At 66.0% G+C, this 15,948-nt stretch carries 16 protein-coding genes; 4 read left to right on the top strand and 12 right to left on the bottom strand.

What is annotated here, in order from left to right; all coding sequences use genetic code 11:
• Positions 1-26 precede the first annotated feature (26 nt).
• The 7 genes from NF699_03700 to NF699_03670 form a co-directional block, all read right to left on the bottom strand.
• The gene (locus tag NF699_03700) at positions 27-245 is read right to left on the bottom strand and encodes a hypothetical protein (GenBank protein ID USU05812.1); all 219 of its coding nucleotides are present in this window, start codon (positions 243-245) and stop codon (positions 27-29) included.
• Positions 246-298: 53 nt separating this feature from the next.
• Entirely contained in the window at positions 299-1,564 is a 1,266-nt protein-coding gene (locus tag NF699_03695) for an N-succinylarginine dihydrolase (GenBank protein ID USU06980.1), read from the bottom strand.
• A 2-nt stretch (positions 1,565-1,566) separates the two neighbouring features.
• Positions 1,567-2,583: an arginine N-succinyltransferase gene (locus NF699_03690; protein USU05811.1), complete on the bottom strand. Its 1,017-nt coding sequence runs from the start codon at positions 2,581-2,583 to the stop codon at positions 1,567-1,569.
• Entirely contained in the window at positions 2,580-3,785 is a 1,206-nt protein-coding gene (locus NF699_03685; GenBank protein ID USU05810.1) for a hydrolase, read from the bottom strand. The genes NF699_03690 and NF699_03685 overlap by 4 nt, the downstream gene beginning before the upstream one ends.
• A 68-nt stretch (positions 3,786-3,853) precedes the next feature.
• Positions 3,854-4,771: a DUF481 domain-containing protein gene (locus NF699_03680; GenBank protein USU05809.1), complete on the bottom strand. Its 918-nt coding sequence runs from the start codon at positions 4,769-4,771 to the stop codon at positions 3,854-3,856.
• Positions 4,772-4,818: 47 nt separating this feature from the next.
• Positions 4,819-5,304, bottom strand: a complete 486-nt coding sequence (locus NF699_03675; GenBank protein USU05808.1) for an RNA pyrophosphohydrolase — start codon at positions 5,302-5,304, stop codon at positions 4,819-4,821.
• Positions 5,301-6,281, bottom strand: coding sequence for an alpha/beta hydrolase (locus tag NF699_03670; protein ID USU05807.1), 981 nt, complete (start codon positions 6,279-6,281; stop codon positions 5,301-5,303). Before NF699_03670 ends, NF699_03675 begins: the two co-directional genes overlap by 4 nt.
• A 55-nt stretch (positions 6,282-6,336) precedes the next feature.
• Here NF699_03670 and NF699_03665 point away from each other — a divergent pair, with 55 nt between their 5' ends.
• Together NF699_03665 and NF699_03660 are read left to right on the top strand one after the other, a co-directional pair.
• Positions 6,337-7,233 (top strand): histone deacetylase, encoded by an 897-nt coding sequence (locus NF699_03665; GenBank protein USU05806.1) that lies wholly within the window; start codon positions 6,337-6,339, stop codon positions 7,231-7,233.
• 43 nt (positions 7,234-7,276) lie between these two features.
• Positions 7,277-8,464, top strand: a complete 1,188-nt coding sequence (locus NF699_03660; GenBank protein ID USU06979.1) for a cyclopropane-fatty-acyl-phospholipid synthase family protein — start codon at positions 7,277-7,279, stop codon at positions 8,462-8,464.
• Positions 8,465-8,524: 60 nt separating this feature from the next.
• Here the strand turns inward: NF699_03660 and NF699_03655 are convergent, their stop codons facing one another.
• A complete protein-coding gene (locus tag NF699_03655) occupies positions 8,525-9,232 on the bottom strand; it encodes an SDR family NAD(P)-dependent oxidoreductase (protein USU05805.1) in 708 nt (235 codons plus the stop codon).
• A 7-nt stretch (positions 9,233-9,239) separates the two neighbouring features.
• A complete protein-coding gene (purF, locus tag NF699_03650) occupies positions 9,240-10,697 on the bottom strand; it encodes an amidophosphoribosyltransferase (protein USU05804.1) in 1,458 nt (485 codons plus the stop codon).
• Positions 10,698-10,827: 130 nt separating this feature from the next.
• Between purF and NF699_03645 the strand changes: the two genes are divergently transcribed.
• Positions 10,828-11,079, top strand: a complete 252-nt coding sequence (locus NF699_03645; GenBank protein USU05803.1) for a Rho termination factor — start codon at positions 10,828-10,830, stop codon at positions 11,077-11,079.
• Between the two features lie 39 nt (positions 11,080-11,118).
• Here the strand turns inward: NF699_03645 and NF699_03640 are convergent, their stop codons facing one another.
• Genes NF699_03640 through NF699_03630 form a run of 3 tightly spaced genes read right to left on the bottom strand, consistent with a single transcriptional unit; the run spans position 11,119 to position 14,602 of the window.
• A complete protein-coding gene (locus NF699_03640; GenBank protein USU05802.1) occupies positions 11,119-12,405 on the bottom strand; it encodes a cell wall hydrolase in 1,287 nt (428 codons plus the stop codon).
• 5 nt (positions 12,406-12,410) lie between these two features.
• On the bottom strand, positions 12,411-13,331 hold the full coding sequence (gene cysK, locus NF699_03635) for a cysteine synthase A (protein USU05801.1): 921 nt from the start codon (positions 13,329-13,331) through the stop codon (positions 12,411-12,413).
• Complete coding sequence (locus NF699_03630) at positions 13,328-14,602, bottom strand: MFS transporter (GenBank protein USU05800.1); 1,275 nt, start codon at positions 14,600-14,602, stop codon at positions 13,328-13,330. The genes cysK and NF699_03630 overlap by 4 nt, the downstream gene beginning before the upstream one ends.
• Positions 14,603-14,907: 305 nt before the next feature.
• On the opposite strand from NF699_03630, the gene pdhA reads away from it, so the two are divergent.
• Entirely contained in the window at positions 14,908-15,948 is a 1,041-nt protein-coding gene (pdhA, locus tag NF699_03625; GenBank protein USU05799.1) for a pyruvate dehydrogenase (acetyl-transferring) E1 component subunit alpha, read from the top strand.

Here is a 15,948-nt window from a genome sequence, read left to right as displayed (position 1 = left end):
CGACCAACTTATCCTTGGGGGCGACCCTAATCCTGCTGCCGCCGTTCCACTGAATCGATCAGGATACCGCCGACCATGAATACCGCGATCGGGCAGCAGGCGAACAGCAACCAGCCGCCGACGCCCGGATATTGGTTCAGGTAATGCACGCCGCGTTCCACGGCCCCGAGTCCAAGGCCGTAAATGACGAGGAACGCTTCGAACTTCGTCTTGATCGTGAAAAGGCGCTTCATCCGGGTCCACATGGTCCATCCCGAAGCAAGCGGTGGGCCAATGGCGGACTTTCGCCATTCCCGGATCAACCGTCGTGGTTAACTGTCAGGTAACCCGACATGTCGAGTGCCTCCAGCAACTTGGCCTGCGCCGTTTCGATATCGCGGACCAACGCCGGATCGGCCAACGCATGCGGATCGATGGCCTCCGGCCACCACCGCCGCACTATGGCGCCGATCACGTCCAGCTTCGCCGGGTCGACCATGAAGCGCGGATCGATCGTCGTCTGGTCGGCGACGACACGCAACCTCAGGCACGCAGGTCCGCCGCCGTTCGCCATCGATTGGGTGACGTCGACCGTCTCCACTCGCCGGATCGGGCCGTTGCCGGCGCGATGGCGTTCCAGCCACATCCATACGGCAGGATTCGCCCGCGCCTCTTCCGGCACGATCAGGGTCGGCCCCGCTTCGGTCGTCACCAATTGAGCGTTGAAGAGATAGGAGGCGATGGCGTCGGCAAGGCTCACCTCGCTTGCCGGCACCTCGACGATCTCGACCTCGGGCAGCAATCGCCGCAGGTCCGCGAAGAACGCATGCTTGTCGGCAAAGGCGAATTCGTGCGCGAACAGCACGTGTTCGTTGGCGACCGCAACGACGTCGTTGTGGAAGGCACCCGCCGCCACCGCTTCCTCGGACTGCTGGACGAACAACGTGCGCGCAGGATCAAGGCCGTGGGCGCGTGCGATCGCTTCGCTCGATTGCCGATGCTGCCGTGCGGGGAACCGGCCGCCGGCGACGGTGTATACGAACACCTCGACGCCCGCTGCACCGTGCGATGCCGCCAGCCGCATGTGGTTCGCCGCGCCCTCGTCGCCGAACGGGGCCGGTACTGGACCGTGCACAGCAAAGGCATCGTGCGCGAAGGCGATGCGTAACTGCGCCAGCGTCTCGGGCCATTCATGGCTGCGATGTGGCATCGTCATCAGATTGGCGACGGACAAATGGCAGCGCCCGTCCGCCGTGTCGGGAGCAGGGGAGACGGTGGCTGCGTTCGCTGCCCACATCGCCGAGGCCGACATCGCCTGCGCCTGCAACAATGCCGGGGCATCGGTATACGTCGTGCTCAGCTTGCCCAGCCAGGCGTGATCCGGCCGTCGGTGTGGCAGCAGCACGCCCTGTGCCAGCCCAAGCGCCAGATTGGCGCGCATCTTGTCCAGGCCTTGCAACGCCGCCGCACGTGGATGCGACACCCGCCCCGCGTGCGCGGTAGCGGCCAGATTGCCGGCCGACAGTCCCGCATAATTGTGGCTGGGTCCGACGATCCCGTCGAAATTGATCTCTCGCAGCATAATCGTCACCACCGTGGCACGTGAAGCACCACGTCGTCCTCTTGCAGGTCGAGGGCCCCGGCACAGTCACGCGACAGCACGATGCCATCGCCTGCCTCCCGCACCATCCCGAACGCGCACCGAAAGTCCCCGAGCCGGCCTACCGCGACCAGCGATTCGACACCACCATCCCCATCAATCGCGACGATCGTCTGCTCGCGTGCCGCCTCGATCGTGCGCACCCGATCGGTTCGCGCGGTCATCGTCGGGCCGCCGTCGAAGATGTCTATATATTGTTCGTAGTGGAAGCCCTCGTTCTCCAGCATCCGCATCGCCGCGCGCCCGCTGGGATGGGGCAGGCCGATCGCCGATCGCGCCGCCTCGGACAGCATGGCGGTGTAGATCGGATGCTTGGGCATCAGGTCGGCTATGAACTGGTGGCCGTTGATGGCGTTGAATTGGTCGGCGTCCTGAAAGTTCATGCCGAAGAAGCGGCCGGCGAGGCCGTCCCAGAAGGGCGATCCCCCCGCCTCGTCGATGATGCCGCGCAGTTCCGCGAGGATACGATCCGCGAACCGCGCGCGATGAGCCCGGATGAACAGGTACCGGCTGCGCGCCAGCAGCAATCCGAGGCCACCCGCGCGCTCACCCGGATGCAGGAACAGCCCGCCGACTTCACACGCCCCTTCCAGATCCGTGGTCAGTGCGAGCATTTCGGCACGAAACGTCCGCTCCAGCTCCTTGCTGTGCTGGGTCAGCGTGCCGAGACGATAGCTGTAGAAGGGATGCTGCTGTCCCACCTGCGTGAACAGCTGGCAGGTGCCCCGCACTTCACCCGTGACGCTGTTCTCCAGCATCAGTACGAACGCTTCGTCGCCGATCGGCCCATCCGCCCGCGCGAATGCGGCATCGCTGCGGTCGAGCTTGTTGCGCAACGCCGTGCGATCCGGCGGCAGGTTGGTGAACCCGCCGCCGGTCAATTTGGCCATTTCGTAAAGATGCTGAAGATCGTCGGGCTTGGCCGCCCTGATGCGAAACGTCATGGGCGCCCCTTGTCGATGATACGGGAAATGGTGATCGCGGACAGCGCCGCGCGTTCGGCGAGGCTGTCGACGATCATGAATTCGTCGGCGGAATGGATCGCACCGCCGCGGACGCCCATCGTATCGACCACGGGTACGCCGGCAGCAGCGATGTTGTTGCCGTCGCACACGCCGCCGGTCGCACGCCAGCCGATCGTCAGGCCCAGATCCGCGCCCGCGCTCGCCACCAGCCCGAACAGTCGCTCGGCACCGGGATCGAGCGGCTTGGGCGGCCGATTGAAGCCGCCATGCACGACGATCGCGACATCATGAGCGGCGCTAATCTCGGCCACTGCCTCGTCGATCGCGGCGCGGGCGCGTGCAATCTCGTCCGCCGCAGCGGGGCGAAAGTTCACGCGCAGGATCGCAAGATCCGGCACCACGTTGTTCGGACCGCCGCCATCGATCCGCGCCGGGTTGACCGCGAGGCCGGGTGCGCGCGCTTCGGAAAGGCGCACCGCCAGCGCGGCGGCGGCGACGATGGCGTTGCGCCCGTCCTCGGGATTGCGGCCTGCATGTGCGCTGCGCCCGCGCACGACGATCGAGAAATTGCCGGTGCCCCCCCGCGCGCCCGCCAACGTGCCGTCGGCCAGTGCCGGCTCGTAGGTGAGCGCAGCGACCTTGCCGATGGCAGCACGCGCCAGCAGTCCCGCTGAGGACAGCGACCCCGTTTCTTCGTCGGAATTGATGACGACCTCATAGCCGAACCGGGGATCGCCCGACGCCTCGACCGCCTGCAGCGCCGCAAGCATCACCGCCAGTCCGCCCTTCATGTCCGCGGTGCCCGGTCCGTTGATCGTGCCGTCGTCGCGATAGGTGAGCGTCTGGAACGGGTGGTCGACCGGGTAGACGGTATCCATGTGCCCGGTGAACAGCATCTGCACCGCCGCATCCGGTCGCACGCGAAGGTGCAGGTGCCGGCCATGATCCAGCTCGCGGACGCTGCCATCGATGCCGACTGCCTGGGCCGGCTCAGCCTCCACCATCGTCAGCGCACCCGGCAATGCGGCAAAGGCTTCCGCCAGCAGGTCAGCCATCCGGGCGACGCCGGCAAGATTGCGTGTCCCGCTGTTCACCGCCGCCCAGCTTTCGACCTGATGCAGCATCGCCGCCTGGTCGAATCGATCGACCAGGCCCGCCTCGTTCGTGGATAATCCTCTCATCGGAGGATGCTAGACGAAGAGCGGAGAGGGGGGAACCACTGCGAAGACGACCGTCATCGCCCGCGTTATCAGAAGCTGTACACCAGCGACGCCCGGCTCGTCGTGTCTGTCGATACCGATCCCGCCGGCGGCATGCTTTCGTATTGAACATTGTACGAGAGTGCCGCGGACAGCGGGCCGATCAGCTTGGCATTGACCGATGTCGTGCCGCTCAAGGTCGAGTTGGAGCTTTGCACATAGGCCGCCGCGTTCTGCGTCACCGACAGGCCCGGTAGCAGCCGCCAGTTGAAGGCCAGCGTACCGCGCGCCGCGACGTTGCTCTGTTCGGTTTGGTCGGTGAAGGCGGTCTGCCGGAACGCGGGGCCGAGTTCGACGTCGAGCCGGATCTTCGGCGATTTGATCGCGCTGTAGCCGATACCGGTCGAGGCGGAATAGCGGTTGAAATAGCCGAGGAAACGGTCTGCTTCGTATTGCGCAGCACCATAGACGTAGAGCCGGTCGTCGATCTTGAAGTTCGGTTCGTAGCTTGCAAGGTAATGTTCGCGCGTCGTGATGTTCGCGTTTTCCTGATAATCCGCCTGCGCGTGAAATTTGTGCCGCCATTGCAGCCCTTCGCGCGTCAGGTCGAGCACCGCCGATCCGCCCTTGCTGTCGGTGTTGCCGGTGGTGATGTAGCCGCCCAGTTCGGCGCGACCGCTCCACAGGTCGAACATGCTCGCCTGCCGGATCGTCGTCTGCCGGGCCTGCGCACGGTCGTTGCGCCATTTCTGTGCGATCGCCAGCACCGCATCCGCGCTCGCCGGATCGGCGAGACGCGCGTACTTCACCACGACGGACACGTCGCCATCGTTGCCGCTTTCGATCGCGGCATCCAGCATCGACCGGATCGCTGCGGGTATGGGCACCCTGCTTTCGTCGGGCGCATCGCCGACGGCCGTGTTGGCGAGCAGGAAAGGGGCAAGGATCAGGACAAGCAGGACACGCACCCGGACGGCTCTACCGTCTGAAGCCGTACGGGAAACCCCAAAACGGCTCAGCCCGTTTCGTCTGCGGCCAGATGAGGCCGGAACGCGGTGAGCACGTCCTCGTACAACCGCCGTTTGAACGGCACGATCATGGCCGGCAGGTCGGCCGGATCGCTCCAGCGCCAGGCGCGGAACTCCTGATGCGAGGTGGCGATATCGACATCGCCGTCTTCCCCAAGGAAGCGGAACAGGAACCAGCGCTGTCGCTGCCCGCGCCATTTGCCCTTCCACACCTTGCCGATCATATCCTCCGGCAGGTCATAGAGGAACTCGCCGGGCGCCTCGGCGATCAGCGCGACGTGATCGGCAGTTACACCGGTTTCCTCACCCAGTTCCCGGATCGCGGCGGTCAGCGCATCCTCGCCCGGATCGATCCCGCCCTGCGGCATCTGCCATGCCTCAAGCGTCGAATCCATGCGCTGGCCGACGAAGACCTTGCCGTCCTTGTTGACCAGCATGACGCCGGCGCAGGGGCGATAGGGCAGGCCGCTCATATCCCGGCCGCCTGCGCCATCACACGTGCGCCCTCGGCTTGCACGATGGCCTCCTTCAGCGCCGCCAGATAGCCGGCGACATCGCCGGCGCTCGACGGGATCGCCTTGCGCAGCGTTACGAAGCCATGGACGTTGCCCACCGCCTCGCGGAACATTACCGGCACGCCCGCCTGCACGAGGGCGGCGGCATAGGCACGCCCCTGATCCCGGATCGGATCGAGGCTCGCGGTGATGATGACGGCGGGGGGCAAACCGTTCATCCGTCCGATCAGCGGCGACCCCCGGCTGTTGGCGACATCGGCGGCATAGGCATCGGCGAACCACAACATCGTATCGCGCGTGAGCAGAAAGCCATCGGCGAATTCGTCGAACGAAGGATAGGGTTTCGACGTGTCGGCCGCCGGATAGATCGGCGCCTGGACGATCACCGGCACCGTCGCGGGGCGGTCGCGCAGGTCCATCGCCGCGACGATGGTCAACGTGCCGCCGGCGCTGTCCCCGCACAGCACCAGTCCCGTAACGATTCGATCGAGTTCCGCCGGACTATCCCCGACCCACCGCGCCGCCGCCTCGCAATCGTCGGGTGCCGCTGGCCAGCGATGCTCGGGCGCCAGCCGGTAATCGACCGACACGACCGGCACGTCGAGCACCCGCGCCATTTCCGCACAGAAGCCTGCGTGCGTATCGATATTGCCGATGACGAAGCCACCACCGTGGAAGAAGACCACCGCCGGTCCCGGCTCGCGGCGCTCGCGTGCGTCGAACAGGCGGGCAGGGATCGCACCCGCCGGGCCGGGAATCGAAACGTCGCGGATGACCGCCAATTCGCCGACCGGCAGATCGGCGACGTCCTTCATCGCATGATACACCTGCCGCGCCGCTTCCGGCGTCATCTGGTGCGTGCGCGGCCCCGGCATCGCGTTGAGGTAATCGAGAAATCCGCGGACGTCGGGACGGACGTAAGGCTGATCGGTCATGCGGCTTTCTCTCCATTGGCTTGGGCTACGCCGTTCGGGACCCTAATTAGGTGGCGTGATCGCGATCGTCCATCATCCCGCCTATGTCGCGCCCGCGCCGGCGCGCTCTACCTATCGCTGGAACAAGAACGGGCTGATCCGCGACCTGCTGCTCGCCCACGGCGACCGCGTGGCGTGGCATACGCCCGAGCCGATGCCGCTGGCGTGGCTGGAGGCGGTGCACGATCCGGATTACGTCGCCGAGGTGCTGGAAGCGCGCGTTCCCGCGATCAAGACCCGCCGGATCGGCTTTCCGGTGACACCCGAGGTCGCGGCGCGGGCGCAGGCGGTGCCGGGGGGAACGTGGCTGGCGGCGCGGCTGGCGCTGAAACTCGGTTTCGCCGCCAACACTGCAGGCGGCAGTCACCATGCGCTGGCCGATACCGGTGCCGGCTATTGCGTCTTCAACGATCTCGCCGTCGCCGCAGTGCGCCTGATCGAGGAGGGGACCGTCGATCGCCTCGCCGTCGTCGATTGCGATGTCCATCAGGGCGACGGCACCGCCGCGTTGCTGGCCGGGCGTCCGGGGATCGCGACCTATTCGATCCATGCCGACAAGAACTTTCCCGTCCGCAAGGCGCGCTCGACCCTCGACGTGCCGCTGGCGGACGGACTGGCTGATGACGCTTATCTCGCGACGCTGGAAGCGACGTTGGTCCCGTTCCTTGCCGAACATCGTCCGCAGCTGATCCTGTATCAGGCGGGCGTCGATCCATTTGCCGGCGACCGGCTCGGACGATTGTCTTTGACGCTGGACGGCCTTGCACGCCGCGAACGCCTGATTGCGCGGATCGCGAACGGCATACCGCTCGCGAGCACCGTCGGTGGTGGCTATGGTGACGACGCGCTGGAGATCGCACAACGCCACGTTGCCGCGATCATCACACTGGGCGATGCGTTCGCGATGGCGTGAAGCCTTCCCCAATCTGCAAAGCTGCGGCATGAGCGCGCCCGACATGCCCGGGGACACAATACAGCAACGCGCGCTCGCGAGGACCTTCGACCGGTTTCTGGACCGGATCGATACCGGGCTGGCATCCGGCGGGATCGAGGCGCGATTGCCCGATGGAACGCATCGGCTGCTCGGCGGGCGCAAGCCCGGCCCGGTGCCGATCGTCACGCTGCACAGATGGCGAGCGCTGGTGCGGCTGGCGACGGGCGGTTCGGTCGGCTGGTATCGCGCCTGGGCGGACGGCGACTGGTCCAGCCCCGATCCGGTGCCCTTGTTCGACCTGTTCATGCGCAATCGGGTCGCGCTCGCCGGTACCGCACGGGCAGGGGGTCTGTCGAAGCTGCTGCTCCGCGGCTGGCACGCATTGCGCCGAAACGATCGCGACGGTTCGCGCCGCAACATCGCCGAGCATTATGACCTGGGCAACGATTTCTACCGCGAATGGCTCGACCCGAGCCTCACCTATTCGAGCGGCATCTTCGATCCACGCGACACGCTGGAGATGGCGCAGGAGCGCAAGCTCGCCGCGATCCTCGACCGTACCGGGACCACGCCCGGTGACACCATTCTGGAGATCGGCTGCGGGTGGGGCTCCTTCGCCGCCACGGCAGCTGCCGGCGGGCGCAAGGTGCATGCGCTGACGCTGTCGACCGAGCAGAAAGCGGCGGTCGATGCGCGTCAGCTTCCCGGCGTTACCGTATCGCTGACCGACTATCGGGACGTCGCCGGCCGGTTCGATGCGATCGCCAGCATCGAGATGGTGGAGGCGGTGGGGCAGGCTTATTGGCCTGCGTATTGCGACACAATCGCGCGATTGTTGAAGCCGGGGGGGCGCGCCGCCATCCAGTATATCACCATCGCCGACGACGTGTTTGAACGCTATGCGCAGGGCGTCGATTTCATCCAGCGCTACGTCTTTCCCGGCGGCATGTTGTTGTCGGAGAGCCGGTTCCGGTCGCTGTGCGAGGCGCGCGGTCTGGTGTGGGCCGATCACCACAGCTTCGGGCTGGATTATGCCCAGACACTCCGCCACTGGCGCGAACGGTTCGACAATTCGGACAAGGCGGGGCGATTGCCGGAGCGGCTGGACGCCCGCTTTCGCGATCTCTGGCGATATTACCTGATGTACTGCGAGGGCGGCTTTCGCGGACGCGGCATCGACGTCGCGCAGGTGACGCTGATCAAGGGATGATGCCGCTCTTCCGGAAGGTGGCGATGTCCTGTGTTGCCAGATTCGCCGCCAGCCCGGAAATCACCCCACCCGTTCGCGATGGCCCGCAGCAAAACCTGCGATCGCCAGTGCGACGATCCTGTCCGCCACCGTCTCGGGCGGCTTGACCGACGCCGGGTCCTCGCCCGGATAAGCACGCGCGCGCATCTTGGTCCGCGTCGCGCCCGGATCGACGATCGCGGTACGGATGCCGCTGATCTCGCTGGTTTCGTCCCCATACGCGTCCAGCAGCGTCTCGAACGCCGCCTTCGACGCGCCATAGGCACCCCAATAAGCACGCGGGTTGCGGCCGACGCTGGACGTCACGCCGATCACCTTGCCCGCCGCCGCCTTGCGCAGCATCGGGTCGAACGCCTGGATCATCGCGACCTGCGCGCTGACGTTGAGCGTCAGTACCTGCGCCAGTTCCTTGGGGTCGATCGCCGGCACCGCCGCGAGGCTGCCGAGCATGCCTGCGTTCAGCACCATCACGTCGAGCGCCTGCCAGCGCTCGCCTACCGCCGTAGCCAGCCGCGCGATGCTGTCGGTCTGCGTCAGGTCGAGCGGCGCGATCGTCGCCGATCCACCGGCATCGAAGATTACCTCTTCTATGCTCTCCAGATCCTTCGCGGTGCGTGCGGTGAGCACGACATGCGCACCCGCCGCTCCCAGAGCGACGGCTGTAGCGGCGCCGATGCCGCGGCTCGCGCCGGTCACCAGCGCGAGTTGATTTGCAAGTGGCTTGGTCATGTGTGCGTCAGTTGACCCGTTCGGCGAGCATCGCGAACTGGTCGACCGCGACGCTGTCGTCCTGATCGGTCAGCGATGTCGGATAATCACCGGTAAAGCAGGCATCGCAATATTTCGGCCGGATATCGGCGCGCTTCGCCTCGCCAAGTGCCTTGTACAGGCCGTCGATCGAGACGAACGACAGGCTGTCGGCGTGAATGAAATCGGTCATGCCGCCGACATCGTGCTTGGCGGCGAGCAGCTTGGCCCGCTCAGGCGTGTCGACGCCGTAGAAGCAACTGTGCCGCGTCGGCGGGCTGGCGATGCGCATGTGCACCTCCGCCGCGCCGGCATCGCGCATCATCTGCACGATCTTGAGGCTGGTGGTGCCGCGCACGATCGAGTCGTCGACCAGGATGATCCGCTTGCCCTTGATCAGAGCACGGTTGGCGTTGTGCTTCAGCTTGACGCCCAGATGGCGAACCTTGTCGCCCGGCTGGATGAACGTCCGACCGACGTAATGCGAGCGGATGATGCCGAGTTCGAACGGGATGCCGGATTGCTGTGCGTATCCGATGGCCGCCGGTACGCCCGAATCAGGCACCGGGATCACCAGATCGGCGTCGACCGGCGATTCGATCGCCAGCTGCGCGCCAATCTCCTTGCGGACGGTATAGACCGACTGGTCGCCCGCGATCGAATCGGGGCGGCTGAAATACACCCACTCGAAGATGCAGGGCCGCGGCGCCATCGGCGCGAACGGGCGGATCGAACGCACTTCGCCGTTTTGCACGATCACCAGTTCGCCCGGTTCGACCTGCCGTTCGAAGGTCGCGCCGCATACGTCGAGCGCTACGGTCTCGGACGCGAAGATCACCGCGCCGTCCAGCTTGCCCATCACCAGCGGCCGGATGCCGAGCGGATCGCGACACGCGATCATACCCTCCGGCGTCATCACCACGAGGCTGTAGGCACCCTCGATCTGCTTCAGCGCATCGATGAAGCGGTCGAGCAGGGTGCGGTAGTTGGATGTCGCGACCAGATGGATGATCGTCTCGGTATCGCTGGTCGACTGGAAGATCGACCCGCGCCGGATCAGCTCGCGGCGCAGCTTCATCGCGTTGGAGATGTTGCCATTATGCGCGACCGCAAAGCCGCCGCTTGCCAGCTCGGCATAAAGCGGCTGGACGTTGCGCAGCGCCGTCTCGCCGGTCGTGGAATAGCGGACGTGGCCCACCGCGCACTCGCCGGGCAGCGACCGGATCACGTCGTCGCGATCGAAATTCCCCGCGACATGACCCATCGCGCGATGCGTGTGGAAGTGATGGCCGTCGAAGCTGCTGATGCCCGCAGCCTCCTGACCGCGGTGCTGGAGCGCGTGCAGGCCAAGCGCGACCAGCGCGGCGGCGCTGTCGCTACCGGATACGCCGAACACGCCGCACTCCTCGCGCAGCTTGTCATCATCGAAAGGGTGGGTCGTCAGCATGGTGGCGGGGGCTCACGTCGTGGCGGTGGCCATATAGGAACCCAAATCGCGTTTGTCGCCTGCCTGTAACGCGGAAAATCGAACCGATCCGCAAGTGCTGCGTTCTGGGCGCGGATGAGGAGACCGTCGCATGGCGAAGGATCACGGTGCGCAGATCAAGGACGACACGCTCTACGAAGAGCTGCGCAAGCAGGGCAATTCGAAGGAGAAAGCGGCGCGCATCGCCAATGCGAGGGCTAACGGCTCACTCGACCCCCGCGGTGACAGGCTGGAGGAGCGGACCAAGAAAGACCTGATGAAGGAAGCGCGCGAGATTGGCATCGAAGGCAGGTCCAGGATGAACAAGGCCGCGCTGGCAAAGGCGATCCGCGGGCATCGATAGCGTGTGGTCACCCCCGCCCGCGTCCGGGGGTGACGATCCCTATCTCGCCGACGGCGTCGCCACGGGAGCGGGGGTGGCGTCGCCCTTGCGTCGCAACCCGCCGAGCACTTCGGCATCCTTCGCTACGGGTTTCGGTACGGGCATTGCGGTCAGCAGCACCTGCTGCTTCATGCACTCGCGCCGCTCCACTCGCTTCGTCTGCGCGCAATTCCAAAGCATCTTATCGATGCCGGCGTCGCGATCACGATAGTAACTGAACGTCATCGTCGCCACCTGTTCCGGCGCAAGCGGCAGGCTGGTCGGTGTCGCCGCCGCATCCGCCCATGCGGAATATTTGCACACGGCTCGCGCACCACAGGCTCGAAGGGCGAGAGCGGGATACGTACCGGGGGCCGCACCGGCCGGCAGGGTGACGAGCAGGCTGTCCCCGTCGGCTCCGCCGGTCACCGGGACGGCTTCCGTTAGCGCCGGTTCGCCATCCACCAGCCCGAGCGCCGCCGACGCCTCGAACAGCGCCGCATCGGCATCCGCCAGCGCCACCGCGGTCTTGTGCGCGTCAGACAGTGGCGCGAGCTGCGCAATGACGGGTTCGGCCGAACTGACCGCGCGATTGAAGGCAGGCGGCGTGCCCCACCAGCCGGTCCAGCGGAAGAACAGATGACTGTGTACGGCGACGACCTTGTCGAGGCTGGCCTGCCAATACGGCACCACCCAGTCGGTATGGTAATGGGTCGCGTAACCGACCGGTTTGTATACCGATCCGTCCAGCGCCAGCGTCGCGACATCGCGTGCCCGGCGCCATGCCTCGGCGGTCGGCGTCCACCGGGTCAGCGCATGGTCGCAGCTGAAGCTGAACTGACATCCGGTGCTGCGTTCCTGCCCTTCGAAGATCACGCCGCAGACGGTCTTCGGAAACGCCGGATGCCGCAGGCGGTTGAGCACGACCTGCGCCACCGCGCGCTCACCTTCGGCATCGTCGCCGGCCTCGTACAGGACTCCCGCCGCCATGCAGTCGAGCGCTCGCGCGCGATCTTCCTCGCTGCCGACGAAGCGAAACGGTCGCGCGGCAGGGTTCGGCAAGGCTGAAAAGGGGACGCCGGCGTTGAACGCCTTGGCATCCTCCGGCGACAGATCGACGAACTCGACCGGCTCCACCGGTGGCAGTTCGGCCGGGGGCACGACGCGCCGCTTCAACACGACGCGCGTGTGCGCCGGCTGCGGAATGACGGGCGGGTGGGTTACGACCAGCGCGGGAACGGCGACCGCAATCAGAGCGGTCGCCGACAGCACCGCGCGCAGCCACGTCGGGCTGCGCGCATCGGACATCGTGCTCACTGTTCGGGCAGGAAGTCCGGAACCGACAGATAACGTTCGCCGGTGTCGTAGTTGAAGCCGAGAACGCGCACGTCATCGGGCAGGTCGGGCAGCTTCTGCAGGATCGCCGCCAGTGTCGCGCCCGACGAGATGCCGACGAGGATGCCCTCTTCCGACGCCGAACGGCGCGCCATGTCCTTGGCGACTGCGGCGTCGACCTCGATCACACCGTCGAGCGCCTGCGTATGCAGGTTACGGGGTATGAATCCGGCACCGATACCCTGGATCGGGTGCGGACCGGGCTGGCCGCCGGCGATGACGGGCGAGGCGGCGGGTTCGACCGCGAAGACCTTAAGGTTCGGCCAACTCTTCTTCAGCGTCTCGGCCACGCCGGTGATGTGGCCGCCGGTGCCGACGCCGGTGATGATCACGTCGATCGGCGAATCGCGAAAGTCGTTCAGGATCTCCTGCGCGGTGGTGCGGACGTGGACGTCGATGTTGGCTCCGTTCTCGAACTGTTGTGGCATCCAGGCGCCCGGCGTTTGATTGACCAGTTCGATCGCGCGCTCGATCGCACCCTTCATGCCCTTCTCGCGCGGTGTCAGGTCGAATGTCGCGCCGTAGGCCAGCATCAGGCGGCGGCGTTCCAGCGACATCGACTCGGGCATGACGAGAACCAGCCTGTAGCCTTTCACCGCCGCGACCATCGCCAGGCCGACGCCGGTGTTGCCGCTGGTCGGCTCGATGATCGTGCCGCCCGGCTTCAGGTCGCCGTTCGCCTCCGCCGCCTCGACCATCGCCAGCGCGATGCGGTCCTTGATCGACCCGCCGGGGTTCGACCGTTCGGATTTGATCCACACTTCCGAATCGGGGAACAGCTTGGACACGCGGATGTGCGGCGTGTTGCCGATCGTCTCCAGGATGGTGTTGGCCTTCATGGTTTGGCTTCTCCGTGTTGGGGTTCGACCTGTAACATATCCGGCGGATCGAAGGTCCGTGCGCGCTTGAGTTCCGGAAACAGCCGCGCCCACAGCAGCGTGACCACGATTGCCGCCACACCGCCGAACGCGACCGCACCGACCGGCCCGAGCAGCGAGGCGAGCAGGCCGCTTTCGGCCTCGCCGAGTTCGTTGGATGCAGAGATGGTCAGCTGCGAAACCGCACTCACCCGCCCGCGCATCTCATCTGGCGTGTGCAACTGGATCAGCGACTGGCGGACGTACACCGATACCATGTCCGCCCCGCCCGCGACGATCAGCGCCGCGACGCTGAGCGGGAACGACGTCGACACGCCGAAGGTCAGGATGGCGAGCGCGAACACGATCACCGCGATCAGCATCTTGACGCCAACGTTGGAATTCATCGGTCGGAACGAGAACCAGACCGCCGTCACCGCCGCGCCGATCCCCATGCCCGCGGCGAGCAGACCCAGCCCCTGCGCTCCGACATGCAGGATGTCGCGGGCATAGATCGGCAGCAGCGCGGTCGCGCCCGCCAGCAGCACGACGAACAGGTCGAGCGTGATCGCCGCCAGCACCAGCCGGTTGTTACGGACATAGTTGAAGCCGTCGAGGATGCGCGCGAGCGGCCGCCGGTCCTTCTGCGCGGGCGGCTGCGGCACCGGGCCGATCGTGAACATCGTCACCAGCGCGACGAGGAACAGGGCCGTAATCGTGCCGTAGGCAACATCCGGATGGATCGCATAGAGCAGCCCGCCGACGCTCGGCCCGGCGATCGATCCCACCTGCCACGCGATCGAGGATATCGCGATCGCGGTCGGCAGGCTCTCGCGCGGCACCAGATTGGGGGCGAGCGCCGAATAGGCGGGCCCGGTGAAGGCGCGCGCGACGCCGATCAGCACCGCAGCGCCGAACAGGAAGGGCAGGGTGAGGTCACCCAGATACGTCAGCAGCCCCAGGATCGCCGCCACGATGGTGAGCAACGCCGTCGTTGCCCGCACGATCCAGCGACGGTCGACGCTGTCGGCGACGAGGCCGGTGATCGGCGTGAGCAGGAACAGCGGCACGAACTGCGCCGCACCGATCATCCCGAGCATGAAGGCGGCTTGCCGCACGTCCATCGTCTCGCGCGCCAGACCATAGACCTGCCAGCCGATGACGATGGCGAGCGCGGTCTGCGCGATCGTGCCGGACAGCCGTGATGCCCAATAGGCGCGGAAGTTCGGAATGCGGAACGGATGGGTGGCCATGTCGCGCGCAGCTTTGGCGCGGCCCGAGGGGAAGGGCAACACAGTTGGTCTTTCACCCCACCGTCGAAATCCTCCCGTGTAAGCGATGCGCCGATGCCGGACGCATCGCTCGCCGATCACCCCTCCCCCGCGAGGGGGAGGTGGCAGCACGAAGTGCCGACGGAAGGGGGGGTATGCGACGAACCCGCGCAAGAAGCGGAAGGTCGGAAACGCTACGTCACAGCCAGATTGACCCAGGGAATTGATGTTATCCCGAAACCCGGCCTATAGGCTCCCACACATCCCCAGGACCGTTGAGGTATTACGTGGCCAAATCGCCTGCTCCTCCCGCCGTACCGCTCACCAATCGCGAGCGCCCTGCCGATCCCAAGCCGTTCGAGGCGAACAAGGAGCAGTTGCTCGACTTCTACAAGCACATGCTGCTGATCCGCCGGTTCGAGGAAAAGGCGGGGCAATTGTACGGCCTCGGCTTCATCGGTGGCTTCTGCCACCTGTATATCGGTCAGGAAGCGGTCGCGGTCGGCCTTCAGTCGGCGCTCGACGGCGACAAGGATTCGGTCATCACCGGATACCGCGACCACGGCCACATGCTCGCCTATGGCATCGATCCCAAGGTGATCATGGCCGAACTGACCGGCCGTGCCGCCGGCATCAGCCGCGGCAAGGGCGGGTCGATGCACATGTTCTCGACCGAACATAAGTTCTACGGCGGCCACGGCATCGTCGGCGCGCAGGTGTCGCTCGGCACCGGCCTCGCCTTCGGTCACAAGTACAGCAACGACGGCGGCGTCTGCCTCGCATACTTCGGCGACGGCGCGGCGAACCAGGGCCAGGTCTACGAGAGCTTTAACATGGCGGAGCTTTGGAAGCTCCCGATCATCTTCGTGATCGAGAACAACCAATACGCCATGGGCACGAGCGTGAACCGCGCATCGGCCGAGGACCAGCTGTATCGCCGCGGCGAAAGCTTCCGCATCCCCGGCATCCAGGTCGACGGCATGGACGTGCTGGCGTGCCGCGGTGCCGCCGAGGAGGCGCTCGCCTGGGTCCGCGCGGGCAAGGGGCCGGTCATCCTCGAGATGAAGACCTATCGCTACCGCGGCCATTCGATGTCCGACCCCGCAAAATATCGCAGCCGCGAGGAAGTGCAGGGCGTCCGCGACAAGTCCGACCCGATCGAGCACGTCAAGAAGCTGCTCGAAGCGCAGGGCGTCACCGAGGCCGACCTCAAGTCCATCGAACAGGAAATCCGCAAGACCGTGAACGAAGCCGCCGATTTCGCCGAAAGCACGCCCGAGCCAAACGAGGCCGAACTGTATACCGACGTGCTGGTGGAGAGCTACTGA

The sequence above is a fragment of the Sphingomonadaceae bacterium OTU29LAMAA1 genome, assembly GCA_024072375.1.
GTDB lineage: Bacteria > Pseudomonadota > Alphaproteobacteria > Sphingomonadales > Sphingomonadaceae > Sphingomonas.
This window is presented reverse-complemented; position numbering and strand designations above follow the sequence as displayed.